This is a genomic window from Nitrobacter sp. 62-23, assembly GCF_001897285.1.
Lineage (GTDB): Bacteria > Pseudomonadota > Alphaproteobacteria > Rhizobiales > Xanthobacteraceae > Nitrobacter.
In genome coordinates this window covers 1-22,908 of the sequence record NZ_MKSM01000001.1, presented here as the reverse complement: position 1 = coordinate 22,908, position 22,908 = coordinate 1, and the positions used below count along the sequence as shown (strand labels likewise).

23 protein-coding genes and 1 pseudogene are annotated in these 22,908 nt (G+C 64.1%); 19 read left to right on the top strand and 5 right to left on the bottom strand.

From position 1 onward, the window contains the following. Positions 1-135 precede the first annotated feature (135 nt). Positions 136-1,263 carry an FUSC family protein gene (locus BGO16_RS00120; RefSeq protein ID WP_292615990.1) on the bottom strand — a complete coding sequence of 376 codons (1,128 nt, stop codon included), beginning with the start codon at positions 1,261-1,263 and terminating at the stop codon, positions 136-138. 244 nt (positions 1,264-1,507) lie between these two features. Between BGO16_RS00120 and BGO16_RS00115 the strand changes: the two genes are divergently transcribed. Next, positions 1,508-2,149, top strand: a complete 642-nt coding sequence (locus BGO16_RS00115) for a hypothetical protein (RefSeq protein ID WP_292615989.1) — start codon at positions 1,508-1,510, stop codon at positions 2,147-2,149. 170 nt (positions 2,150-2,319) lie between these two features. Here the strand turns inward: BGO16_RS00115 and BGO16_RS00110 are convergent. Next, positions 2,320-2,460 (bottom strand): annotated as a pseudogene (locus tag BGO16_RS00110) (DUF4336 domain-containing protein); the annotation flags it as partial. Positions 2,461-2,573: 113 nt separating this feature from the next. Between BGO16_RS00110 and BGO16_RS00105 the strand changes: the two are divergent. Next, a complete protein-coding gene (locus BGO16_RS00105; protein WP_292615987.1) occupies positions 2,574-3,491 on the top strand; it encodes a pirin family protein in 918 nt (305 codons plus the stop codon). A gap of 9 nt (positions 3,492-3,500) precedes the next feature. Here BGO16_RS00105 and BGO16_RS00100 read toward each other — a convergent pair whose 3' ends face one another. Continuing rightward, on the bottom strand, positions 3,501-4,502 hold the full coding sequence (locus tag BGO16_RS00100; RefSeq protein ID WP_292615986.1) for an adenosine kinase: 1,002 nt from the start codon (positions 4,500-4,502) through the stop codon (positions 3,501-3,503). Between the two features lie 290 nt (positions 4,503-4,792). Here BGO16_RS00100 and murJ point away from each other — a divergent pair, with 290 nt between their 5' ends. From murJ to BGO16_RS00085, 3 genes are all read left to right on the top strand, one after another. Further along, positions 4,793-6,346, top strand: coding sequence for a murein biosynthesis integral membrane protein MurJ (gene murJ, locus BGO16_RS00095; protein ID WP_292615984.1), 1,554 nt, complete (start codon positions 4,793-4,795; stop codon positions 6,344-6,346). Positions 6,347-6,511: 165 nt separating this feature from the next. After that, a complete protein-coding gene (trpS, locus tag BGO16_RS00090) occupies positions 6,512-7,552 on the top strand; it encodes a tryptophan--tRNA ligase (protein ID WP_292615982.1) in 1,041 nt (346 codons plus the stop codon). A 307-nt stretch (positions 7,553-7,859) separates the two neighbouring features. Then, positions 7,860-8,354: a universal stress protein gene (locus tag BGO16_RS00085; protein WP_292615980.1), complete on the top strand. Its 495-nt coding sequence runs from the start codon at positions 7,860-7,862 to the stop codon at positions 8,352-8,354. Positions 8,355-8,527: 173 nt separating this feature from the next. Here the strand turns inward: BGO16_RS00085 and BGO16_RS00080 are convergent, their stop codons facing one another. Then, positions 8,528-8,680, bottom strand: coding sequence for a hypothetical protein (locus BGO16_RS00080; RefSeq protein WP_292615978.1), 153 nt, complete (start codon positions 8,678-8,680; stop codon positions 8,528-8,530). A gap of 58 nt (positions 8,681-8,738) precedes the next feature. Here BGO16_RS00080 and BGO16_RS00075 point away from each other — a divergent pair, with 58 nt between their 5' ends. Continuing rightward, on the top strand, positions 8,739-9,308 hold the full coding sequence (locus BGO16_RS00075; RefSeq protein ID WP_292615976.1) for a NifU family protein: 570 nt from the start codon (positions 8,739-8,741) through the stop codon (positions 9,306-9,308). Between the two features lie 17 nt (positions 9,309-9,325). Here the strand turns inward: BGO16_RS00075 and BGO16_RS00070 are convergent, their stop codons facing one another. Further along, positions 9,326-10,453, bottom strand: a complete 1,128-nt coding sequence (locus BGO16_RS00070) for a tlde1 domain-containing protein (protein ID WP_292615974.1) — start codon at positions 10,451-10,453, stop codon at positions 9,326-9,328. 413 nt (positions 10,454-10,866) lie between these two features. On the opposite strand from BGO16_RS00070, the gene tsaB reads away from it, so the two are divergent. The 13 genes from tsaB to nusA all read left to right on the top strand — a co-directional run. Continuing rightward, positions 10,867-11,568, top strand: a complete 702-nt coding sequence (tsaB, locus tag BGO16_RS00065) for a tRNA (adenosine(37)-N6)-threonylcarbamoyltransferase complex dimerization subunit type 1 TsaB (protein WP_292615971.1) — start codon at positions 10,867-10,869, stop codon at positions 11,566-11,568. Next, a complete protein-coding gene (locus BGO16_RS00060) occupies positions 11,565-12,044 on the top strand; it encodes a GNAT family N-acetyltransferase (protein WP_292615969.1) in 480 nt (159 codons plus the stop codon). Before tsaB ends, BGO16_RS00060 begins: the two co-directional genes overlap by 4 nt. A 155-nt stretch (positions 12,045-12,199) precedes the next feature. Beyond that, the gene (locus tag BGO16_RS00055; protein ID WP_292615967.1) at positions 12,200-12,649 is read left to right on the top strand and encodes a Fur family transcriptional regulator; all 450 of its coding nucleotides are present in this window, start codon (positions 12,200-12,202) and stop codon (positions 12,647-12,649) included. 340 nt (positions 12,650-12,989) lie between these two features. Continuing rightward, entirely contained in the window at positions 12,990-14,414 is a 1,425-nt protein-coding gene (gene miaB / locus BGO16_RS00050) for a tRNA (N6-isopentenyl adenosine(37)-C2)-methylthiotransferase MiaB (RefSeq protein ID WP_292615965.1), read from the top strand. Positions 14,415-14,487: 73 nt separating this feature from the next. After that, positions 14,488-15,483, top strand: coding sequence for a PhoH family protein (locus BGO16_RS00045; protein ID WP_292615963.1), 996 nt, complete (start codon positions 14,488-14,490; stop codon positions 15,481-15,483). A 65-nt stretch (positions 15,484-15,548) separates the two neighbouring features. Further along, positions 15,549-16,046, top strand: a complete 498-nt coding sequence (gene ybeY / locus BGO16_RS00040) for an rRNA maturation RNase YbeY (protein ID WP_292615961.1) — start codon at positions 15,549-15,551, stop codon at positions 16,044-16,046. Between the two features lie 5 nt (positions 16,047-16,051). Next, entirely contained in the window at positions 16,052-17,179 is a 1,128-nt protein-coding gene (locus BGO16_RS00035; protein ID WP_292615959.1) for a hemolysin family protein, read from the top strand. After that, the gene (lnt, locus tag BGO16_RS00030; protein WP_292615957.1) at positions 17,176-18,780 is read left to right on the top strand and encodes an apolipoprotein N-acyltransferase; all 1,605 of its coding nucleotides are present in this window, start codon (positions 17,176-17,178) and stop codon (positions 18,778-18,780) included. Before BGO16_RS00035 ends, lnt begins: the two co-directional genes overlap by 4 nt. Positions 18,781-18,969: 189 nt before the next feature. Next, positions 18,970-19,389, top strand: a complete 420-nt coding sequence (locus BGO16_RS00025) for a helix-turn-helix domain-containing protein (RefSeq protein ID WP_292615954.1) — start codon at positions 18,970-18,972, stop codon at positions 19,387-19,389. A gap of 39 nt (positions 19,390-19,428) precedes the next feature. Beyond that, positions 19,429-20,193: a tRNA (guanine(46)-N(7))-methyltransferase TrmB gene (locus BGO16_RS00020; RefSeq protein WP_292616016.1), complete on the top strand. Its 765-nt coding sequence runs from the start codon at positions 19,429-19,431 to the stop codon at positions 20,191-20,193. Between the two features lie 26 nt (positions 20,194-20,219). Then, complete coding sequence (locus tag BGO16_RS00015) at positions 20,220-20,867, top strand: HAD family hydrolase (RefSeq protein WP_292615952.1); 648 nt, start codon at positions 20,220-20,222, stop codon at positions 20,865-20,867. Between the two features lie 235 nt (positions 20,868-21,102). After that, entirely contained in the window at positions 21,103-21,882 is a 780-nt protein-coding gene (gene rimP / locus BGO16_RS00010) for a ribosome maturation factor RimP (protein ID WP_292616014.1), read from the top strand. A 3-nt stretch (positions 21,883-21,885) separates the two neighbouring features. Then, a partial coding sequence (nusA, locus tag BGO16_RS00005; RefSeq protein ID WP_292615950.1) for a transcription termination factor NusA occupies positions 21,886-22,908 on the top strand: 1,023 nt, incomplete at its 3' end.

Sequence of the window (22,908 nt, the reverse complement as noted above, 5' to 3'; positions counted from 1 at the left end):
AAAACCGGAAAGCCCGCGCGTTTTCAAGCGAAGTCGCTACCGGTTCGCGTCAAGAAAACGCATCAAATCAAAAATATAGAGCCTTTCCGCTTCTGATTCCGTCAGAAGCGGGATTCCATCAGAGGCGGAAAGGCTCTATGACGTCCCGGCGGCGTCTTTGCTGGCTGACGGGTCCGGCCCGCCGACCCATTCGGATATACAGCGTTCGAGATCCACGAGATTTTGCCGCATCTGCTCCAACGAAAAGCCCAGCGCGAAAAAACGTTCGGTCATATCGCCCGGCAGTCCGCGCGTCAGTCCTTCGCGGCGCATCGCGGCAATTTCCTCGGCATAGGCCAGAAGCGCCGTCTGCACCGGCCCGATCGCCGGCACCGCCGCACCTTGCCGTAACGCCTCGGCTGAGGCCTTCAGATAATTGCTTATGGCCTCGCTGAGCTGCGCGATCGGCAGCATGAGCCGCGACTGGAGATTGGCCGGCAACGGCGTCACCGTGGCGCGCCCGATCATCACGACATCGTGCCGCAATCGCAACACGGTTCGCAATAGCGGCCCGGTGTCCGGCCCATGGGACAACCAGGCCGCGCGCTCGCGTTCAGCCTCGGTGCCGATCGCGTTCAACTCGCTGATGGCATGACCGATTCCATCCTGAAGCGCATGAAGCGCGTCATTGTCGCGACCGCGCGTGAGGCCCGCGAGCAATTCCTGCACGGCGTCGGCAAGGAGGTTGAGCACGCGCGCAGCATTGACGCGAATCTGGCCGTAGGCGCGCGACGGCAGCACCAGGAACGACACCAGCAGCCCGGTGACGGCCCCGACCGTCACCTCCAATATGCGGTCGATGGCGGATTCGAGCGGCGACATCTGCCCCATCGTCGGCAGCAGCAGCACGATGATCGCGGTCACGGTCGCGACGTTCAGGCTCGGATTGATCGCGGCCAGGAAGGCCAGTGGCGCAACCGCCAGCACCAGCACCGCCAGCAACGCGCTTTCGCCGTGATGCGGGATCAGAATGGCGATCGCGCCGCCGTAGATCGCCCCGCCGATGGTGCCGATGAGATACTCGCGCGTCACCTTCAGCGAGCGGCCGACGCTCATCTGGGTCACGATGATGGCCGTCAGCACGGCCCACAGCGGCAGCCGCAGGTGCAGCGTAATCGCGAGCGCCAGCGCGGTGAAGGCGGCGGCCGTGACCCGGACGCCAAGGCCCATTTCCACCTTTCGCGACCACAGCCGCGTTGCCGTGCGTTTCAGCAATGAGATCATGCACCGCACAGGGTTGGGTCGGGTTAACCAGCCGCTTCGACGTTAAAGCTGGTCGCGCGTCATTCCGCAACAGCGCGGTTTTCCGCGCGCCCCGCGGTCACATATTCGTGGTAACCGGCGGCAGGACATTTCAAATTCGGACACGTGAACCATATTCCTGATATTGCCTTGAACCTGAGCCCCGTTCGGGGAACTTACTCCCATAAGCCGTGTTTTATTTGTTCGCGTAAGCGTTGGTGTCGTGATGCCGGTTTTCCGTTATTTTCTTGTCATGGGCTGCTGTCTTCTCGGCTTGCTTTTAGCCGCCGACTGGATCTGGCCCGGTGACACTGCTTCCGGCGTGCATCCGACGGCGGTCGCGACTGCGGACGCGACATCCGCGGGCTTGCAGGGGACAGGCCTGCAATCCGTGACCTCCGACCCAAAAGACTCATCCTCCAGGGACCTGTCCTCTAAAGACTTGTCCTCCTCTAAAGACTTGTCCTCCAAGGATTCCTCCAATCCGACCGCGGCGGATTCCGGGACAGAAACGGCGGTTCTCAGTTCGATCGACGACTGGCGCCGCTCCGAGGAACGCTTCGAGCGCTCGAAGCAGAATCCCCACCCCATCGTCTATCCGGACGTCGCCACGCTTGCGCCCACCCCCGATCGATTGCAGTGGGAACGCCAGCTCCGCTACCTGCCGGCCGATCACGTCTACGAAGCGCGGGCGGAAATGCCCAAGGGAACGGCCGCGGAATCCCCGAAAGTGGCGGACAAGACCGCGCCGCCGCGCAAGCACGTCGCCCACGTCCGCAGCAAGGCAAGGATCGCCGAGGACATCGAGCGAGCGCCTCCGCGCTACGCCCGCAACAGCGCCTGGAACCCGTTCGGCTTCTTCGATTGAATTTCTTTAAAAAAACCGGAGACGGTTCTTTGCGCACGGGGCGGGCTCGCGCCCGGAGCATGATCCCGGAAAGTGGAAACCGGTTTGCGCTCGAAAACCGCTCTATTCCAATAGCCAGCGGAACGCACGGCACAGCTCGTCCGCAGCGCGGCTATCGTACCAGCGGCCATGATCGTCATGCCGGTTGAAAACGGCATCTTCAGCAACGGCGGCCCGAAGCGAATCGTCGGGCCGTCGACGATCCAGACATCGTCAGCCACGCTCTTGAGCGTGTCGAGCGGCGGATAGGTGGCGAACGAATCCCGTTCCATGATTCGTGAAGCCGTAACCTGCGGCCATCCGGGTAGCGATGGTTGTCAGCGCCGCCGCCGCGCATGATATAATGATGATCAGGCTTCAATCGTTCATGCCTGACGGAGGCGACATGAGCTGGCTTCCCTCCAACGATCCCGTCCTCGGCGACCCCCGCTCCTGCGACGCGCTCGAACTCGTCATCGTACCGCGCACCCGCGATCTCGGCGACGGATTCGCCGTGCGCCGGGCGTTGCCGCACGGCAAGCGGCAGATGGTCGGCCCCTTCATCTTCTTCGATCATTTCGGACCGGTGCAGTTCGTCTCCGGCAAGGGCATGGACGTGCGGCCGCATCCGCATATCGGGCTCGCCACCGTCACTTACCTGTTCGACGGCAGCATCATGCACCGCGACAGCGAGGGCAACATCCAGGAAATCCAGCCCGGCGCGATGAACCTGATGACCGCGGGGCGCGGCATCGCCCATTCCGAACGCACCCCCGATGCGCAGCGCGCGAACGGCCAGTTGATGCTCGGCCTGCAAAGCTGGATCGCGCTGCCGGAGGGCAAGGAGGAAATCGCGCCCTCATTCCAGCACTACGGCGCCGGCAGCCTGCCGACCGTACAGGACAAGGGATTGCGCGCCCGCATCATCGCCGGCCGGTCGTTCGGCGCAACTTCGCCGGTCGAGATGGTGTCGCCGTGGTTCTACGTCGAGGTCAGCTTGGACGCCGGCATGAGCGCGCCGCTGGATGCGGACCACGAGGAGCGCGCGATCTATCTCGTCGAGGGCGAGGTCGAAATCGCGGGCGACCGCCACGAAGCTCCCCGACTGCTGGTTTTCTGTCCCGGCGACCGCATTACGGTGCGGGCGACAAGGCCCGCACGGATGATGTTCCTCGGCGGCGACGCGCTGGAGGGACCGCGGCACATCTGGTGGAATTTCGTCTCCTCCAGCAAGGAGCGCATCGAGCAGGCCAAGGAGGACTGGAAAACCGGCCGTTTCGCTGCCGTCCCGAACGAGCACGAGTTCATTCCGTTGCCGGAATGATCCCGCGCATCACGCCGTCAGTCCGTTCGCCTGCGCCAGTTCCCTCAATGAGACCTGCGGCCGCGCACCGATGTGCTGGATCACCTCAGCCGCGGCGAGCGCGCCGAGCCGGCCGGCGTTTTCGTAGCTCGCGCCCCCCACCAGTCCGAACAGGAATCCCGCCGCGAACAGGTCGCCGGCGCCGGTGGCATCGACAAGCCGCTCGATCGGGCATGCCGGAACCGCGGTGACGTCGTCCGTCGTCGCAATCACGCAGCCCTTCTCGCTGCGGGTGACAACGCCGAGCGCGACGTCCTTGCGCAATTGCGCCAACGCGGTGTCGAAGCTTGAGGTCTGGTAGAGCGAATGCAGCTCAACCTCGTTGGCGAAGATCAGGTCGACGGCGCGGCTGCGCATCAAATGCAGGAACTCGTCGCGGTAGCGATCGACGCAAAACGCATCCGACAGCGTCAGCGCAACCTGGCGCTTCGCTCCGTGTGCAATCTGCGACGCCTTGAGGAACGCCTCCTTGGCAGACTTCGGGTCCCACAGATAGCCCTCAAGATAAAGGATCGAGGCAGCGGCGACGGCCTCGGCATCGATATCCGCAGGCGACAGATCCTGCGCCGCGCCGAGATAGGTGTTCATGGTGCGCTCGCCGTCCGGCGTCACCAGAATGTAGGAACAGCCGGTGGCCGGGCCATCGGAGGCGGGCGGCGTGTCGAAGGCTACATTCGCGGCACGGATGTCATGCGCATACAGACGACCGATCTGATCGTCCTTGACCTTGCCGACATAAGCGGCGCGCCCGCCGAGCCCGGCAATGCCGACGATGGTGTTGGCAGCCGAGCCGCCCGACATCTCGGTGGCGGGTCCCATGTCGGCATAGATCGAGGCGGCGCGGGCCTCGTCGATCAGCGCCATGCCGCCTTTGGCCATGCCGTGGGCGGCGAGAAAGCCCTCGTCGGTCCGCACCAGAACATCGAAAATCGCATTGCCGATCCCGAGCACGTCGTATTTCGCTGAAGTCATTAAGAATATCCCGTTGCGGCAATTGCGGGGAGGCGCGGAATCCGGTCAGACTCCTCAGCCAGTGGAGGTCCGCGACCTAACACGGGTGCTTCCATGCCATCAAGCACGGCCTAGTGGTCCGATTCTAACATCTGTATCCCGTTGCAGCAGGTGTTCTTGCAAATGTTAGAATCAAAGGACCACTAGCAAATATAAGGTTTCTGGTGGAGCTTTGGATTTGACATTCGCTTCTTGCGTCGCTCCAAACCGGGTAGCGAATGTCAAATCCACTCCACTAGGCCGACATCGCCATGATCCGCTCCGTCCTCACCGTCTCCTCGGGCACGCTGGCCTCGCGTCTGCTCGGATTCGCGCGCGATGCCCTGACCGCAGCGCTCTTGGGCGCAGGCCCTGTCGCCGATGCATTTCTGATGGCGTTTCAACTCATCAACGTGATCCGGCGGATGCTCGGCGAAGGCGCACTGAACGCGGCGCTGGTGCCGGCCTGGATGCGCCTGCGCGACGGCAGCGGCCCTGCCGCGGCGGCCGCCTTCGCCGGCGCAGTGCTCGGCACCGTCAGCGCGGCCCTGATTGCGCTTACCGTGATCGCCGCCGCGGCGATGCCGCTTCTGATGATGGTGCTGGCTCCGGGCTTCGTCGGGAGCGAAAGCCTGCAGCTTGCCGTGACGAACGCGCGGCTGATGCTGCCTTACCTTGCCTTCGCCGGCCCCGCAGCCGTCATGATCGGCCTGATGAACGCCCGGCATCGCTTCGCGATTCCAGCCTTCGCGCCGCTGACGTTCAACATCGCCCTGATCCTCGCTGCTGCGGCGATGCTGCTGTCGCATCGGGACTCGCACTCGGCGGCGCCGGTGATGGCGGCGACCGTGGGCGCGGCCGGCCTGCTGCAACTCGCGGCCCTTGCGGCCCCGCTCCGCCGCGACAATCTCGCAAGCCCCTTGCGCGTCTCCTTCGATAGCAGAATGCGGGATTTCGCCCGCAAGGCCATCCCCGGCATGATCGCGAATTCGGGACCGCAATTGCTGATCGTGGCCGGCGCGATCGTGGCGTCGGCATCGCCATCGGCGGTGGCGTGGCTTTATTTCGCCAACCGCCTGATCGAACTGCCGCTGGGAATGGTTGGCGTCGCCGTCGGCACCGTGCTGGTGCCGGAATTGAGTCGTGCCCTCGCCAGGAACGACACCGCCGCGCTGGCAAACGCGGAGTCGCGGGGGCTCGAGCTCGCGGCGGGTCTCGCTCTGCCCGCGGCGCTCGGTCTGGTCGTCCTCAGCGAGCCGATCGTGCGGGTTCTGTTCGAGCACGGCGCGTTCACTGCAGCCGACACCAAAGCCACGGCGCTGGCGCTCGGTAACCTCGCCCTCGGCCTGCCGGCTTATGTCCTGCTCAAGACGCTGTCTCCGGCTTTCTTTGCGCGCGGCAACACAATGATCCCACTTCTGGCGACGCTGAAGGGCATCGCCGTGGCGATCGTGCTCGCCGTCATATTCGGACGGATGTTCGGGATCGGCGGAATCGCCGCCGCGGTGGCGCTCGGCGCATGGAGCAATGCGGCGAGCCTCGCGCGGAGCACCGCCGCGACGTTCGGATTTTCCATGGACGCCGAAGCGCGACGGCGCCTGCCGCGCATCGTATTGGCCGCGTTGCTGATGGGCGGCACTTTGTGGCTCGCCGTCCAATTGCTGCCGACCATGGCCGGCGCGCATACGATCTTGCAGGCCGCGCGGCTCGCGATCCTGATCGCCTTCGGCATCGCCGTCTACGGCATCTGCCTGCTGTCGTTCCGGGTGATCGACTGGCGCAGCATGCGCACCGCCTTGATGCGATCCGGCGACTTGCGCCCCTAGATCATTTTCGCTTCCGATTGAATCAGGAGCGGCGCTATGATTTTGATTTGACGCGTTTTCTTCACGCCAACCGGATTTCACTTGGCCCGAAAATGCTCTAAAGCGTGGCACGACATGCGGCGCCGGCCGCGTTGCAACAGGCAGAAAGAGAAAGCGAAGAGAGCGATGACACGGGTTTTTTCGGGCGTGCAACCGACCGGCAATCTGCATCTGGGCAATTATCTCGGCGCCATCGTCAATTTCGTGAAATTGCAGGCCGACCACGAATGCCTCTATTGCGTGGTCGACCTCCATGCCATCACCGTGCCCGTCGCGGTCTGGGGCGGACCGGAGGAATTGCGCCGCAACACCCGCGAGGTCACCGCCGCCTTCATCGCGGCCGGCATCGATCCGAAGCGCCACATCATCTTCAATCAGAGCCAAGTGGCGGGACATGCCGAACTGACCTGGGTGTTCAACTGCGTGGCGCGGCTCGGCTGGCTTAACCGCATGACCCAGTTCAAGGAAAAGGCCGGCAAGGACCGCGAGAACGCGTCGGTCGGGCTTTACGATTATCCGGTGCTGATGGCGTCGGACATTCTGGTCTATCGCGCCACCCACGTTCCGGTCGGAGAGGACCAGAAACAGCACCTCGAACTCAGCCGCGACATCGCCCAGAAATTCAACAATGACTTTTCCGGATCGATCGCCGCCAACGGCTTTGAGGACAAGTTCTTTCCGCTGCCCGAGCCTGTGATCACGGGACCCGCGACGCGCGTGATGAGCCTGCGCGACGGCACCAAGAAGATGTCGAAGTCTGACCCCTCGGATTATTCGCGCATCAACCTCACCGACGATGCCGACACCATCGCGCAAAAGATCCGCAAGGCCAAGACCGACCCGGAGCCGCTGCCGTCGGAGGAAAAGGCGCTGGAAAGCCGCCCCGAGGCCGACAACCTCGTCGGCATCTATGCGGCCTTGTCGGGCACACCAAAATCCCAGGTGCTCGCGCAATTCAGCGGCGCGCAGTTCTCCGGCTTCAAATCCAACCTCGTGGACCTGGCGGTCGCAAAGCTGTCGCCGATCGCCGCCGAGATGAAGCGGCTCACCGACGATCCCGCCTATGTCGACCGGATTCTGATCGAGGGAGCCGACCGCGCCCGCGCCATCGCCTCGGAAACCATGAACGCGGTGAAGGATATCGTCGGGTTCATCCGCAAGCGCTAGAGCCCGCTTCTGATGGAATCAGGCTCCATGATTTTGTTTTGACGCGTTTTCTTCCCGCGAACCGGTACCCACTTCGCTCGAAAACGCTATAGATCAAGATGAATGGATCGAATCGATCCGAAATCATGAACCTGATCGAATCAGGTATTTTAAGAAAACAGGATGCGGGCGGAAAACCGCGACACGCTTTCCGCTGCATCGCCTTCCACCGCTTTGCACACTTGTTGATCACGCTCCCGCAAGCTGCTTGTCGGATCGGGGCACGCCGTGGCAGCATGGCGAGGGCTGGTTCAGCACCGGGACATGCATGAGCGCACACCGTCGAAGCTACGAGAGCGGCCACAAGCCGAAATATCTGGTCGTCGTCGACGACAGCGCGGAATGGGACCGCGCCGTCTATTATGCCAGCCGGCGCGCCATTCGCGTCGGGGGCGGCATCGTGATGCTGCGGGTGGTCGAGCCCGAAGACCGCAATCAGGAATGGCTTGGCGTCGCGGAGGTGATACGCGCCGAAGCCTATGAAGGCGCGAACGCAGCGCTCGACCGCGCCTCTGGCCGGGCCAACGGCATTGCCGCGATTACGCCGGAACGCGTCATCCGCGAGGGTTCCCCGCTCGAACAGATTCTCGACGTCATCGACAAGGATCTCGATATTTCGATGCTGGTGCTGGCCGCCAGCGGCGGCCCCGAGGGTCCGGGTCCGATTATCACGACGCTGGCCAAAACCGCGGGCAACTTCCCGATTCCGGTGACGATCGTGCCGGGTAGCCTGGATGACGACGCGATCGATGCGCTGTCCTAGTGGTCCAATTCTAACATTTGCATCCCGTTGCCGCAGGGAGTTCTTGCAAATGTTAGAATCACAGGACCACTAGCAACTATCAGGTTTCTAGTGGAGTTTTGAATTTGACATTCGCCTGACACGTTCGCTGCAAAGTGGGTAGCGAATGTCAAATTCACTCCACTAGAGTCCTTTCACCATTTCATGGATACGGTGAAAGACTCCAGCTTATTGTTTTGATGCATTTTCTTGGCGCTGACCGATAACCCACCTGACTGAAAATGCTCCAGATCGGCGTCAGGGGCCGGCAGGCCGGCGGCCCGCGCTCTTGATCGTGCTTTGGTCATGGCTATCTGCTAAGGGAACCTACGCGCCGGCCTTGAACCGGCGACGACGGAGACACCCATGTTCATTCAGACCGAAGTTACCCCCAATCCCGCCACCTTGAAGTTCCTTCCGGGCCGCACCGTACTCGGCAAGGGCACGATGGAATTTACCGGCCCCAGCTCGGCCGACCGCTCGCCGCTCGCCGTGAAGCTGTTCGCCGTGCACGGCGTCACCGGCGTGTTCTATGGCTCGGACTTCATCACGGTGACCAAGGACGACAGCGACTGGCAGCATCTCAAGCCCGCCATCCTCGGCGTGATCATGGAACACTATATGTCTGGCGCGCCGCTGTTGACGGACGGCGACACCGCCGGGAATGGCCAGACCGACAATGACGTTGAATTCTTCGATGAAGCAGACGCCGAGACCGTGACTTTGATCAAGGACCTGATCGAGACGCGGGTGCGACCGGGCGTTGCCGACGATGGCGGCGACATCACTTTCCGCGGCTTCAAGGATGGCATCGTCTATGTGAACATGAAGGGCTCGTGCTCGGGATGCCCGTCATCGACGGTCACCTTGCGGAACGGCATCCAGAACCTGCTGAAGCATTTCATTCCCGAAGTGGTCGAAGTGCGGCCGGTGTAGCAGGCGGCCCTTCGGCTTCAGAGCTTGGCGACGACGACCAGCCGCTTGACCTGGCCGCCCTTATAGGCGCGCAGGAAGGCGTTGTAGTTCTTGAACGACACGCAGCCGTTGGAGTCGCCGTTCGGGCCGAGCATGTAGGTATGCGCAAGCAGACCGCTGCGCCCGTATATCTTGTCCTCGCCGCCGACCGGCTTCAGCCGGATCGCCTCCACGCCGTGGAACGGTCGTTCGCGCAAGGACAGATCATAGGTGTGCGGCGGCGTTACGCCGCGCATTTTCCTGTCGGCGGAACGCGGATCGTCCAGCATCTTGCCGAGCCCCGAATGCGCCTCGAGCTTGGTGCCGTTCGGCATGTAGACCGTGCGCGCCGAAATATCGTAGACGGCAGTATATTGATCGTACTGCGGAATGCGGCCGAGCGTCAGGCTCTCGCCGTCGCTCGTCACCCCGCCGTCGGGCGCCGCGAAGGCGAGCTGCAGACCGCCGGAGAGGGATTTGCCGAACAGCTTCTCGAAGATCGACGGCTTCTTCGGCTCGGCCTCCGGCTCCAGTGCGGCGGCGGTGTTGGCCTGAGCCACATCATTGCGGGAAGGAGTGGAAACCTGCAACTGACGTAATTCGGCCGGACGCGGCGCCGGCATCGGCACCACCGCGACGACCTGCGGCGCCGGCGGAAGCGGCAACGTCTCCGGCATCGCCTCTGCGGGAAGCGAGGCGACCTCTACCGGAGGCTGAACCGGGGCGGCCTGCGGGCGGAAGCTTTCCGGCTCTCCGCCGAGAAAGCGCGGACCGTAGAGCCAGGCCGTGCGGGAGCGGGCGGCGGGATCTTCAATGCGGGCATCGGCCGTTGCACGAACTTCAGGAGCCGCCTGAGCGGCGCGTGGCGCAGGCGTCTCGTGGAGCGCCTCATACGCAGCAGCGATGCGATCGGCCGGTATAGCGCGGATGGATGCGGCTGGCGGCAGCGACGCCGTGACCAGTTCCGCGTCTCCGCCGGAAACATTGGCGTAGAGGGTCCAGGCGCAGGCGAGCGCGATGCAGCCGAGCGCGGCGGCGCCAACAATATTCTGAGGAACGGCCTTGCGGGGCGGAGCGGCGGCATAATCCGCCGCATCGTAATATCGCGTGCCTGTAACGTATGTCATTCGCCCCACGTCCAGAATCACTCAACGCCCGGTCTTTGCGAGCGGCGCATGAAATTCCCCATGCCGCCAGCAGGTGCGGATACAAGACTACGCATTTGGTCGAATCGATGACCCCAAGTTCCGGAGAACCTGTCGCAGACTTGCGGAGCGTCATTAAGGCGAGTTTTAGTTAAATGCCGATTAAATGCAGGCCAGATCCAGGGCGCAGCCCCGAAAATGGACATAATCATGGCAATCAGGTGTCTTTAACATGGCGCAGGCTGCCGGAACCGCAGACCATGCGGCGAGAACGGTGCTAGACGTGACGCCGGCTTTATGACGCCGTTGGTCTGATAAAGTCGCGTTCTCCATGCGAACCGGCACAACTCCTCGGATCAGCCGAGGACCTGCTCGAAACGATAGTCTGGCTTCCGATGCTTGTTCTTGCGATCGACACCGCACTCGATGCCTGCGCCGCCTGTGTCCTGGACACCGACGAAAACCGGCTTGTCGCCCATGAATCGCTGCCGATGAAGCGCGGGCATGCCGAAGCGCTGATGCCGCTCATCGCGCGCGTCATCGACTCCGCCGGTATCGCCTTCTCCTCCCTCGACCGCGTCGCCGCGACCACCGGCCCCGGCAGTTTCACCGGCCTTCGCGTGGGGCTGTCGGCCGCGCGCGGCATTGCGCTTGCCGCCGGCAAACCAGCGGTCGGCGTGACGACCCTGATGGCCTATGCCGCGCCGGTTGTCGGCGAGAACCGCTCCTCGCCGGTGATCGCCGCGATCGATGCCCGCCATGACCAGGTTTATTTCCAGGCTGTCGGCGGCGACGGCTCCACGCTGGTCCGGGCGCAGGTCGCTCCGATCGAGACGGCGCTCGCCGCATCGCGTTTCGGTGCGCCGCATCTGGTCGGCAATGCCGCCCGGCTTCTCGCCGACCGCTGGCCCGCGCAAGCCCCGCCGCCGGTCGCGGTCGATCCGCAGGCAGCGCCCGACATCGCCTGGGTGGCATGGCTCGCCGCGGCGGTCGATCCGGATACCGCGCCGCCGCGCCCCACCTACCTGCGCGCCCCCGACGCCAAGCCCGCCGGCGTTCTCCCGCACAAGACATCCAAGCCGGCGGCATCATCATGACCTGGTTCGGAAGCAGGGAGCGCGCGACGCCGGTGATCGAGGCCGCGAGCCCGCGCGACGCCGCGCGCCTTGCGGCTATTCACGGTGCATCGTTTCACCGCGGATGGGGCGAGGGCGAATTCGAAGTCATGATCGCGGAACGCAACACGCTGGTTCAGCGTTTGCGGTTGCGATCGAGCGTGATCGGCTTCGCCGTGTCGCGCATCGCGGCGGACGAGGCCGAGATTCTCTCGATCGCGATCGACGCGGGCCATCGCGGGCAGCGATTCTCGCGCGACCTGCTGTTCACGCATCTCGGCTACCTCGCCGGGCGCGGCGTCCGCAGGGTGTTTCTGGAAGTCGAGGAAAATAATCAGCCGGCGCGGCGTCTCTATGAACGGGCGGGCTTCGTCGTCACCGGGCGCCGCGAACGCTATTATCGGGAGCCTGGCGGCAAGGAACTGAATGCATTGGTGATGCGCCGCGACTTGTCGTAGTCTGCGCACGGTGGCAAAAGGACGGTGATCGCAGGGAATCGGCTTTGCGTCCGATCGCACTCCCGAATGTCATTCGCTTGCACTATCTTGACGTATATTTGCCTGCGACCGACCCACACCCCGGCGGACCACGCGCCATCGGAACCGGACACGCGATGACGGCCCTGAAACCGACCTCTGCGCAGAAGCCCACAAAGATCGAAGCGCGTTGCGCCGCCACCGGGATGCGCATGACCGAACAGCGCCGAGTCATCGCGCGCGTGCTGGCGGAAGCCTCCGATCATCCGGACGTCGAGGAACTCTATCGCCGCTGCGTCGCGGTGGATGACAAGATTTCGATTTCGACGGTCTATCGCACCGTCAAGCTGTTCGAGGACGCCGGCATCATCGAGCGACACGATTTCCGCGAGGGCCGTGCGCGCTACGAGACGATGCGCGACAGTCACCACGACCATCTCATCAATTTGCGTGACGGCACGGTGATCGAATTCACCTCTGACGAAATCGAAAAGCTGCAGGCCGAGATCGCCCGCAAGCTCGGCTACAGGCTGGTCGACCACCGCCTCGAACTCTATTGCGTCCCGATGGACGAGGACAATTCCTGAGCGCCACTCCACGTCCGGTGACATGCGGCAGGCGCCGCGATCCGTCATTCAGGTGGGACAGTCAGCCACCATGTTTCCAGGACACGCCTCCTGGAGCGCTGTCAAGCGATGTGGCTACCGGTTCGCGTAAAGAAAACGCGTCAAATCAAAATCATAGAGCCCCGCTTCTGATTCCGTCAGATACGGAAAGGCTCCAGAGACCCGGAATCCGGATGTGATCCGGCTGGGATTCCGGATTCAGCCTTGCAGAGGCGCGGTTGCGCATCAGGCGTGACAATGGACATACTGGATTTTCCGCCACCCAGCCTATAACTGAGCGATATAACCGACAACAGGTTCCATGACGCCGCCGCGCAAGCTGCACATCAAGTCCTATGGCTGCCAGATGAATGTCTACGATGCCCAGCGCATGGTGGACACGCTGGCGGGCGAAGGCTTTGTCGAGACCGCCAGCGCCGAGGAAGCCGATCTCGTTATCCTCAACACCTGCCACATCCGCGAGAAGGCATCCGAGAAGATCTATTCCGAACTCGGCCGCTTGCGCGCCGCCAAGGACCAGGCGGCGAGCGCCGGCCGCGACATGAGCGTCGTCGTCGCCGGCTGCGTCGCGCAGGCCGAAGGCCATGAGATCATCCGCCGCGCGCCCGTCGTCGATGTGGTGGTGGGACCACAGAGCTATCATCACCTGCCGCAACTGCTGGCCCGCGCGAAGGCCGACGGCCGCGCGCTCGAAACCGAGTTTCCGGTCGAGGACAAGTTCAATTTCCTGCCGCAGCCGTCGCCGCAGGCGATCCGCGCCCGCGGCGTCTCGGCCTTCGTGACGGTGCAGGAAGGCTGCGACAAGTTCTGCACCTTCTGCGTCGTGCCCTATACGCGCGGCGCGGAGGTGTCGCGGCCGGTGGCGAAGGTCGTCGAGGACGTGCAGCGCCTCGCCGACAACGGCGTGCGCGAGATCACCCTGATCGGGCAGAACGTCAACGCCTATCACGGCGACGGCCCCGACGGACGGCCCTGGCCGTTCGGCAAGCTGCTGCACCGCCTCGCCGCAATTCCGGGCATCGTCCGCCTGCGCTACTCCACCAGCCATCCGCGCGATGTCGAGGAGACCCTGATCGAGGCGCACCGCGATCTCGACGCGTTGATGCCGTTCGTGCATCTGCCGGTGCAATCCGGCTCCGACCGGATCCTCGCGGCCATGAACCGCAAACATACCGCCGCCGATTACCGCCGCGTGATCGACCGGCTGCGCCATGCCCGGCCGGATATCGCGTTCTCGTCGGACTTCATCGTCGGCTTTCCCGGCGAAGCCGAGGAAGATTTCGCCGCGACCCTCGCGCTCGTCGACCAAATCGGATACGCTGCCGCCTATTCGTTCAAGTATTCGCCACGGCCGGGAACGCCGGCGGCGGAGATGCAGGAGACGGTGTCAACGGCCGATATGGATGCACGACTGGAGCGGCTTCAGGGCCTGATCGACAGCCAGCAATCCGCCTTCAACAGGGCGGCGATCGGCAGGACGGTCGATGTGCTGTTCGAGCGCGCCGCGCGCAAGGCGGGTCAGATCGTTGGCCGCACCGCCTATCTGCAGCCCGCGCATGTCATGGCGTCCGCCGATATTGTCGGAAAGGTGCTGCCCGTCGCCATCGACAGCCTCGAGCGCTACAGCCTGCTCGGATCGCTTGCCGATCCGCGCTCGACCTCGGCATCCGGCGACGCGAGAGAACCTGCGCTGATAGCGCCGCCTCAAGCCGTCCTGGGAGCCTGAACCCTTGCCCAAGAGCGCATCGGACAAGAGCGCATCGGATTCGCCTTCAATCGCCCCCGGTCAGAAAATCGACATGCAAGCCCCGCCCGAAACGCAAGTCGTCATCGATTTCGACGACAATCGCGCGGTCTCGGCGATGGTCGGACCCTACGGACAGAACCTGGCGCAGGTCGAACGGCGGCTCGGCGTGGTCGTCGATTCCCGCGGCAACCACATCACCATCGCCGGATCGCGCGACGGCTGCGACGCCGGACGGCGCGTGCTCGAAACGCTCTATACCCAGGCCGCACAGGGCCATGATCTCACGCAGGGCGAGGTCGAGGGAGCGATCCGCGCGGTGATCGCACAGGGTTCGCTGTTCGAATACGACCCCAAGGCGCCGCGTTCGACATTTGAGGCCATCAACCTGCGCAAGCGTCCGGTGCGGGCGCGCACCGCCGCGCAGGATGCCTATATCCGCGCGCTGAAACATCATGAACTGGTGTTCGGCATCGGCCCCGCGGGCACCGGCAAGACCTGGCTTGCGGTGGCGCAGGCTGCGCAACTGTTCGAGCGCAAGGAAGTCGATCGCATCATCCTGACGCGGCCGGCGGTCGAGGCCGGCGAACGGCTCGGCTTCCTGCCGGGGGACCTGCGCGAAAAAGTCGATCCCTACCTGCGGCCGATCTACGATGCGCTGTATGACCTGATGGACTCCCGCATCGTCGAACGCGCGCTGCAATCCGGCGAGATCGAGATCGCGCCGCTCGCCTTCATGCGCGGCCGCACCCTGACCAACGCCGCGATCATCCTGGATGAGGCGCAGAACACCACCTCGATGCAGATGAAGATGTTCCTGACGCGGCTCGGCGAAAACAGCCGCATGATCGTCACCGGCGACCCTTCCCAGGTCGACCTGCCGAACGGCCAGACCTCGGGACTGGCGGAGGCGACGCGGCTGCTCGACGGCGTCGAGGGCGTGGCGCAGGTGAAATTCACCGCCGATGACGTGATCCGCCATGAACTGGTGGCGCGAATCGTCGCCGCCTATGAGGGGCTGCCGCAGCGGCCGGCAGCCAAAAAATCATGACGCCGGAAACGCCTGAAAAAGGCGACCGGCCTCTACGACGGGCCGGCGCCGGCGAGAAACATACGATGACCCTCTCCGTTTCGCCTGCTGCCGAAATTCTGGTCGTCGCCGAATGCTGGCACGCTGTGCCGGATGCCGAAGCGATCATTCTACGCGCCGTCGAGGCCGCCGCCGGGATGGTCGATGCGGACACCGGCGATGCCGAACTCGCAATCATGCTGACCGACGACGCCGGCATTCGCACGCTCAATGCCAACTGGCGCGGCATCGACAAGCCGACCAATGTCCTGTCGTTCCCGGCGCTGCAGCCGACCGGCCCGTCTTTGCCCGGCGATCCGCCGCGCATGCTCGGCGACATCGCGATCGCCTATGAGACCACCCGCCGCGAAGCCGACGACGAAGGCAAGGTCTTCGACCATCACCTGAGCCATCTCGCGATCCATGGCTTTCTGCATCTGATCGGTTACGACCACGAAACCGATGAAGAGGCCGGGGAGATGGAAAACCTTGAGCGCGAAATTCTGGCGCGGCTCGGCATGCCCGATCCCTACAAGAACGGATGACCTGAGTGGCCCCCGAGGAAGACCCCAGCGACAGCAGGCCGCCGCAGGACAACCGCAACCTGCCGGTGACGGTGCACAATGGCGAGGTGCTGCGGCCGGTTTCCGAACGCTGGCTGATGCGGGCGATCCGCTCGCTGTTCGGATGGAAAGCGGGATCGGTCCGCGCCGATCTTCAGGTGGTGCTTGACGCCTCGACGTCCGACGAAACCAGTTTCACCCCCGTCGAGCGCACCATGCTGCGCAATATCCTCGGCCTGCATGAACGTCGCATCGCCGATGTCATGGTTCATCGCGCCGATATCGTCGCGGTCAAGCGTGATATCCCGCTCGGCGAACTGATCCACGTGTTCGAGAGCGCGGCGCATTCCCGTCTTGTCGTCTACGACGAAAACCTCGACGATCCCGAAGGCATCGTTCATATCCGCGACCTGCTCGCGTTCATGGCCGTGCGGGCGCGCACCGCGCTGCCCTCCAAGGCGAAACGCAAAAAAACGCCGCCGGCCGGTCTCGACCTGCGCGCCGTCGATCTGGCGCTGCCGCTGAGCGAAGCCAACATCACCCGCAAGCTGCTCTACGTGCCGCCGTCGATGCCGGCGATCGACCTGCTGGCGCAGATGCAGGCGACGCGCATCCATCTGGCGCTCGTGGTCGACGAATATGGCGGCACCGACGGCCTGGTGTCGATCGAGGACATCGTCGAGCAGATCGTCGGCGAAATCGACGACGAGCACGACGGCGACGAGCCGCCCTCGATCGTGCGGCAGGCCGACAATTCCTTTATCGCCGATGCGCGCGCCAGTCTCGAGGACGTCCGCGCCATGATCGGCGACGCCTTCGAAACCGGCGAAGCGGGCGAGGACGTCGATACGCTTGGCGGCTTTCTCGTCACCCATGTCGGCCGCCTGCCGGTGCGGGGCGAGGTCATTTCGGGACCGGGTCCGTTCGAGATCGAAGTGCTCGACGCCGACCCGCGCCGCGTCAAGCGGCTGCGGATCGGGCTGCGCAAGGAACGGCCCGCAGTCCGGCCGCGCGACGGGCGGCGGCGCGAGGCCGCGCCGGATGCGCCATCGCAACCACCGGGCGACGATCCCGCCTCCCCCTCACCGCCCGGCGACGGAGGCGAAACCCCGTGAGCGTTGCAGCCAGCATCCGCACCGCCAGCCTTCCCGTCACTCTGGCGTGGGGCTGGAAACGCGCCGTCATCGCGCTTCTCGCCGGCGCCGTGTCCTCGCTTGCGATGGAGCCCTTCAACGCCTGGCCGGTGTTGTTCGTTACCTTTCCGCTCGCGACCTGGCTGATCGACGGCGCCGGCGCCGGTCGCCTCAATGGCGTGCCGGCCGCGGCGCTCTCGGGGTGGCTGTTCGGCCTCGGTTATTTCGTTCCGGGACTGTACTGGATCGGCAACGCCTTTCTGGTCGACGCCCAGACCTTCGCATGGCTGATGCCGTTCGCCGTCCTCGGCCTGCCGGCCTATCTCGCGCTTTTCACCTCGCTCGGCTTCGCGCTGGCGCGCTGGATATGGACCCGCGACGCCTCGCGCATTCTCGCGCTCGCCGCGGCGCTCACGATCAGCGAATGGCTGCGCGGACATGCGCTGACGGGATTTCCGTGGAACACATTCGGTTACGCGCTGACGGAGCCTTTGGCGCTGGCGCAAACCGCGTCGCTGGTCGGATTGTGGGGCCTGACCTTCCTCAGCGTCGCGATCTTTGCGAGCCCCGCCGTGCTGATCGACGGACGAGACCGAAGTCAAAGACCATGGATCGCCCCGATCGCCGCCCTCGCTCTGCTCGTTGCCATGGGCGTCTACGGCGCGATCAGGCTGTCGCGTCATCCGACCGAGTTTGTCGACCACGTCAAGCTGCGCATCATGCAGCCCAATCTGGAGCAGGATGCGCGGTTCAACTATTCCGCCAAGGCGGCGGTCATGCGCAAATATCTGACGCTCTCCGACCGCGCCACGGGGCCGCATTCGGCCGGCGTCAGCGGAGCCACCATCCTGATCTGGCCGGAATCGGCGTTTCCGTTTTTTCTCGCCCGCGAGGCCGACGCCATGGCCGAGATCGCCGACCTCCTGCCGAAGGGCACGATCCTGATCACCGGCTCGGTGCGCGCTCCGGACCTGCCGCCGGGCGTCCGCATCACCCGGGCCTACAATTCGATCTACGTCATCGACGACGACGGCAGCATCCTGTCGGTTTACGACAAGCTCCATCTGGTGCCGTTCGGCGAATTCCTGCCGTTCCAGGGCCTGATGGAAAAGCTCGGCTTCGTTCAACTCACCAAGGTCCAGGGCGGCTTCATTCCGGGGACGGCGCGGCGAACCATCGACCTGCCGAACGCGCCGAGCGTGCTGCCGCTGATCTGCTATGAGGCGATCTTTCCGGGCGACATCGAATCCCGCGGCGCCCGGCCCGGCTGGATCGTCAACCTCACCAATGACGGCTGGTTCGGAATCAGCACCGGCCCCTATCAGCACCTTCAGCAGGCGCGGCTGCGGGCGATCGAGGAAGGGCTTCCCCTGGTGCGGGCGGCGAACACCGGTATTTCGGTGGTGACGGATCCAGTAGGACGGATTGTCGCACGCCTCGATCTCGGCATCGAAGGCGTGCTGGATTCCCGCCTGCCCGCCGCGATACCGCCGCCGCCTTACGCCCGCGCTGGTGATGTCCCCGCCGCGATCATGGTGATCCTCGGTCTCGCATTGGCGGTTCGACGGCGTCGCAAACCCTGACGGCGACGGCGCATGGGACGCAGCACCTCATCCCCACGATCGACATAATTTGTGTAACAATTTGCACGACTGATATAATGCGACGAATGGAACCGGCCGGGATTGACTGCGGATTTTTATCACGCGATCGGGTTAAATCTGGCGATAATAACTATCTTCCGGGAATCGCTATTGTAGGAGACCTACGAGATGTCGACCAAGGCGCCCAATCCTGTTGACAGGCATGTCGGCAGCCGTGTGCGCATGCGCCGCATCATGCTCGGCATGAGTCAGGAGAAACTGGGCGAGGCGTTGGGACTGACATTCCAGCAGATTCAGAAGTACGAGAAAGGCACCAATCGCGTCGGCGCAAGCCGCATCCAGCAGATCTCCGAAATCCTGCAGGTCCCGGTCTCGTTCCTGTTCGAGGGCAGTCCGGGCACGGGCGTCGCCAGGGTCGAGGGTTTGAGCGAAGCGCCGTCCCCTGCCTATGTTTCCGATTTTCTCGCGACGTCCGAAGGTCTCGCGCTGACCCGTGCGTTCACGCGGATCACCGACGCGAAGCTCCGCCGCAGCATTGTCGACATGGTCGAACAGATCGCGGCGCGCGAACCGCCGGATCGTCGCTAGGCGGACGTGACCATAGCACCGTCTCCGCCCCACGTCGTAATGACGGCGCCCGCGCCCGATCCTCGCGACCGTCCGCCGACAACCGGCGACGACGCGTCGTTCCAACGCAACGCGGCCCGCGATTCCGGGCAAGGCTCGTTCTTCGGCCGCCGCAAGGGACACAGGCTGCGCCCGCACCAGAGCGAACTGATCGCGGATCTGCTGCCGCGCCTCGATATCGCTGCCGGCGAGCGCGGACCATTCGACCCGGCCGCGCGGTTCGACCGGCCGATTGAGCAGGTCCGTATCGAGATCGGATTCGGCGGCGGCGAGCATCTCGTCGCCGAGGCGCTGGCGTTTCCGCGCACCGGCTTCATCGGCTGCGAACCCTACGTCAACGGCATGGCCAAGATCCTCACGCAGATCGAGGCGCACGATATCGGCAACATCCGCCTGTTCGCCGGAGACGCATCGGACCTGCTGGCATGGCTGCCGCGCGCATCGCTGGCGCGGATCGATCTGATCCATCCCGACCCGTGGCCGAAGCGCCGGCATTGGAAACGCCGTTTCGTTCAGGACGCGACCATCGCGGAGATGGCGCGCGTGGTTCGGCCGGGAGGCGAATTCCGCTTCGTCAGCGACATCGCCGATTACTGCGCATGGACGCTGTCGCATTTCGCCCGCTCGCCGGACTTCCTGTGGCTTGCTGAACGCGCCGACGACTGGCGCAACCCGTGGCCGGGCTACACCATGACGCGCTACGGCCGCAAAGCGACGCGCGAAGGCCGTCGCGCGACGTATCTGCGGTTCAGGCGAACAAGCTGATCGTTTGCGACAAAGTATCTGGCACAATGGCGATAAAGGCGATTTTCTTCGATGTTGGAGAAACGCTGGTGGACGAAACCCGCCAGTGGTCTTCATGGGCGGATTGGCTTGGCGTGTCCCGCCTTGCCTTCAGCGCCGCGCTGGAGAAAACCATCGCCGAAGGCCGGCATCACAGGCGCGTCTTCGATATCTTCAAGCCCGGCTTCGACCTGCATCAGGCCGAAGCGGCCCGGCAAGCTCAGGGAAACCGTTACTTTATCGAGCCTCGCGACTTTTATCCCGATGCAACGGCAGCCCTTCGCAGGCTGAAGGCCGCGGGATACGTCGTTGGAATCGCGGGTAACCAGCCGGAGGAAACCGAAGCGGCGCTGGGACTATCCGGTATCGCAGCAGACCATATTGCATCCTCGGCGCGATGGGGGATCGAAAAGCCGTCGCCCGACTTCTTTGCAAAAATTGTCGACGTCTCCGGCTTCACTGCCAATGAGGTCGCATATGTCGGCGATCGACTGGACAACGATGTTCTGCCCGCAAAGAAGGCCGGTTTGCTGTCAGTCTTCATCGTCCGAGGGCCGTGGGGGCATATTCATGCCCGGTATCCCGAAGCCTCCCAAGCCGATCTGACCATTCATGCTCTTGACGAACTGCCGGCGGCGCTCCGGCGCATTGTGTAAAGGCTCACCAGGTCGAACGACTTGACGCGATCCGAATGAAAATCAGCCCCCCGTGTCTCCCCGGACCTTGCCGAGGGGTACGAAAACGGCTATGTTTGTGGAAACTTTCTCATACGATCGCGTATCGAGAGTGGGCCCTCCGGACCCGCTCTTTTTTATTTCCTGAACGGACCTGACGCGCCGCGGCGGGTTCTTTCAGGCGTGTAACCGCCGGACTTAATCTTTGACCCTGGATATGACCGATCCCGTTGCCCAGATCCCGGATCACGACCTGCTCGCCGAGCCGCGTCTGGTGGTCGAGCCGGGCATCGCCGCGCGGGTCTCGTCAGTGGTCGCCCCGGTCCTGCAAGGCATGGGATACCGCCTGGTCCGCATCAAGGTGTCGGGCGAGGCCGGCTGCACCGTGCAGATCATGGCCGAGCGGCCGGACGGATCGATGCAGATCGAGGATTGCGAGGCAATCTCCAAGGCGCTTTCGCCGGTGCTCGATATCGCCGATCCGATCGACAGGGCCTACCGGCTGGAAATCTCCTCCCCCGGCATCGACCGGCCGCTGGTGCGCCGGTCCGACTTCGAACGCTACACCGGCCACCTCGCAAAGATCGAGATGGCGGTCGCCCATCAGGGCCGCAAGCGGTTCCGCGGCACCCTTCGGGGCGTGGAGGACAATGCGGTGCGCCTGCATCGGGACGACGTCCGGAATGACGACGATAGCGAAGTCCTTCTGGTCATGGAGGATATCGCCGACGCCCGCCTGATTCTGACGGACGAACTGATCGCCGAATCGATGCGGCGGGGCAAGATCGCGGAACGCGAGATGAAGCGGAATCTCGGTATTCTGCCTCCATCCCCCCCGCATGCAAAAACCGATCCGGCGAAACCCAAAGCGCCGAAATCGAAACTCAGGGGAAAGGCGAAAGTCCCCGCAAAGACGCCGCCGAAAAACACCAAGCAACATCGCCTGGCCGCAGAACGACTGCGGCGCGGCGATATCGATCCCATCGAAGGAGAATAAGTCATGGCCGCTGTCAGCGCCAACAAGCTCGAACTGCTTCAGATCGCGGACGCGGTGGCGCGGGAGAAGACCATCGACCGCGGCATCGTGATCGCTGCGATGGAGGACGCCATCGCCAAGGCGGCCCGCGCCCGCTACGGCAGCGAGACCGATGTTCATGCTGAGATTCACCCCAAGACCGGTCAGCTCCAGCTCACCCGCCATATGCTGGTGGTCGATCAGGTCGAGAACGCCGCCAACCAGATCTCGCTGAAGGACGCCCAGAGGGCCAACCCGGGCGCACAGATCGGCGACACCATCGCCGACACGCTGCCGCCGCTGGAATACGGCCGCATCTCCGCGCAGTCCGCCAAGCAGGTGATCGTGCAAAAGGTGCGCGAGGCCGAGCGCGACCGGCAGTATCAGGAATTCAAGGACCGCATCGGCGACATCGTCAACGGCATCGTCAAGCGGGTCGAATACGGCAGCGTGATCGTCGACCTCGGCCGCGGCGAGGCCGTCATACGGCGCGACGAGATGCTGCCGCGCGAGGTGTTCCGCAATGGCGACCGCGTCCGCGCCTATATTTTCGACGTGCGGCGCGAAACCCGCGGTCCGCAGATCTTCCTGTCGCGCACCCATCCGCAGTTCATGGTAAAGCTGTTCGCGCAGGAAGTGCCGGAAATCTACGACGGCATCGTCGAGATCAAGGCGGTGGCGCGCGATCCGGGTTCTCGCGCCAAGATCGGCGTGATCTCGCGGGATTCCTCGGTCGACCCGGTCGGCGCCTGCGTCGGCATGCGCGGTTCGCGCGTCCAGGCCGTCGTCAACGAGTTGCAGGGCGAGAAGATCGACATCATCCCCTGGTCGCCGGACATCGCGACCTTCGTCGTCAACGCGCTGGCACCGGCGGAAGTCGCGAAGGTCGTGATCGACGAGGACCGCGAGCGGATCGAGGTCGTGGTCCCCGATACCAACAACCAGTTGTCGCTGGCGATCGGGCGGCGCGGACAGAACGTGCGCCTCGCATCGCAACTCACCGGGTGG

Coding starts and splice junctions, on each gene's coding strand:
- miaB (WP_292615965.1), top strand. CDS start 12,990: ATGACGCCGCCGCGCAAGCTGCACATCAAGTCCTATGGCTGCCAGATG.
- murJ (WP_292615984.1), top strand. CDS start 4,793: ATGATCCGCTCCGTCCTCACCGTCTCCTCGGGCACGCTGGCCTCGCGT.
- trpS (WP_292615982.1), top strand. CDS start 6,512: ATGACACGGGTTTTTTCGGGCGTGCAACCGACCGGCAATCTGCATCTG.
- tsaB (WP_292615971.1), top strand. CDS start 10,867: ATGCTTGTTCTTGCGATCGACACCGCACTCGATGCCTGCGCCGCCTGT.
- BGO16_RS00045 (WP_292615963.1), top strand. CDS start 14,488: ATGCAAGCCCCGCCCGAAACGCAAGTCGTCATCGATTTCGACGACAAT.
- BGO16_RS00015 (WP_292615952.1), top strand. CDS start 20,220: ATGGCGATAAAGGCGATTTTCTTCGATGTTGGAGAAACGCTGGTGGAC.
- BGO16_RS00115 (WP_292615989.1), top strand. CDS start 1,508: ATGCCGGTTTTCCGTTATTTTCTTGTCATGGGCTGCTGTCTTCTCGGC.
- BGO16_RS00105 (WP_292615987.1), top strand. CDS start 2,574: ATGAGCTGGCTTCCCTCCAACGATCCCGTCCTCGGCGACCCCCGCTCC.
- BGO16_RS00080 (WP_292615978.1), bottom strand. CDS start 8,680: ATGACCAAAGCACGATCAAGAGCGCGGGCCGCCGGCCTGCCGGCCCCT.
- rimP (WP_292616014.1), top strand. CDS start 21,103: ATGACCGATCCCGTTGCCCAGATCCCGGATCACGACCTGCTCGCCGAG.
- BGO16_RS00020 (WP_292616016.1), top strand. CDS start 19,429: ATGACGGCGCCCGCGCCCGATCCTCGCGACCGTCCGCCGACAACCGGC.
- ybeY (WP_292615961.1), top strand. CDS start 15,549: ATGACCCTCTCCGTTTCGCCTGCTGCCGAAATTCTGGTCGTCGCCGAA.
- BGO16_RS00060 (WP_292615969.1), top strand. CDS start 11,565: ATGACCTGGTTCGGAAGCAGGGAGCGCGCGACGCCGGTGATCGAGGCC.
- BGO16_RS00025 (WP_292615954.1), top strand. CDS start 18,970: ATGTCGACCAAGGCGCCCAATCCTGTTGACAGGCATGTCGGCAGCCGT.
- BGO16_RS00085 (WP_292615980.1), top strand. CDS start 7,860: ATGAGCGCACACCGTCGAAGCTACGAGAGCGGCCACAAGCCGAAATAT.
- BGO16_RS00070 (WP_292615974.1), bottom strand. CDS start 10,453: ATGACATACGTTACAGGCACGCGATATTACGATGCGGCGGATTATGCC.
- BGO16_RS00100 (WP_292615986.1), bottom strand. CDS start 4,502: ATGACTTCAGCGAAATACGACGTGCTCGGGATCGGCAATGCGATTTTC.
- BGO16_RS00120 (WP_292615990.1), bottom strand. CDS start 1,263: ATGATCTCATTGCTGAAACGCACGGCAACGCGGCTGTGGTCGCGAAAG.
- BGO16_RS00075 (WP_292615976.1), top strand. CDS start 8,739: ATGTTCATTCAGACCGAAGTTACCCCCAATCCCGCCACCTTGAAGTTC.
- BGO16_RS00055 (WP_292615967.1), top strand. CDS start 12,200: ATGACGGCCCTGAAACCGACCTCTGCGCAGAAGCCCACAAAGATCGAA.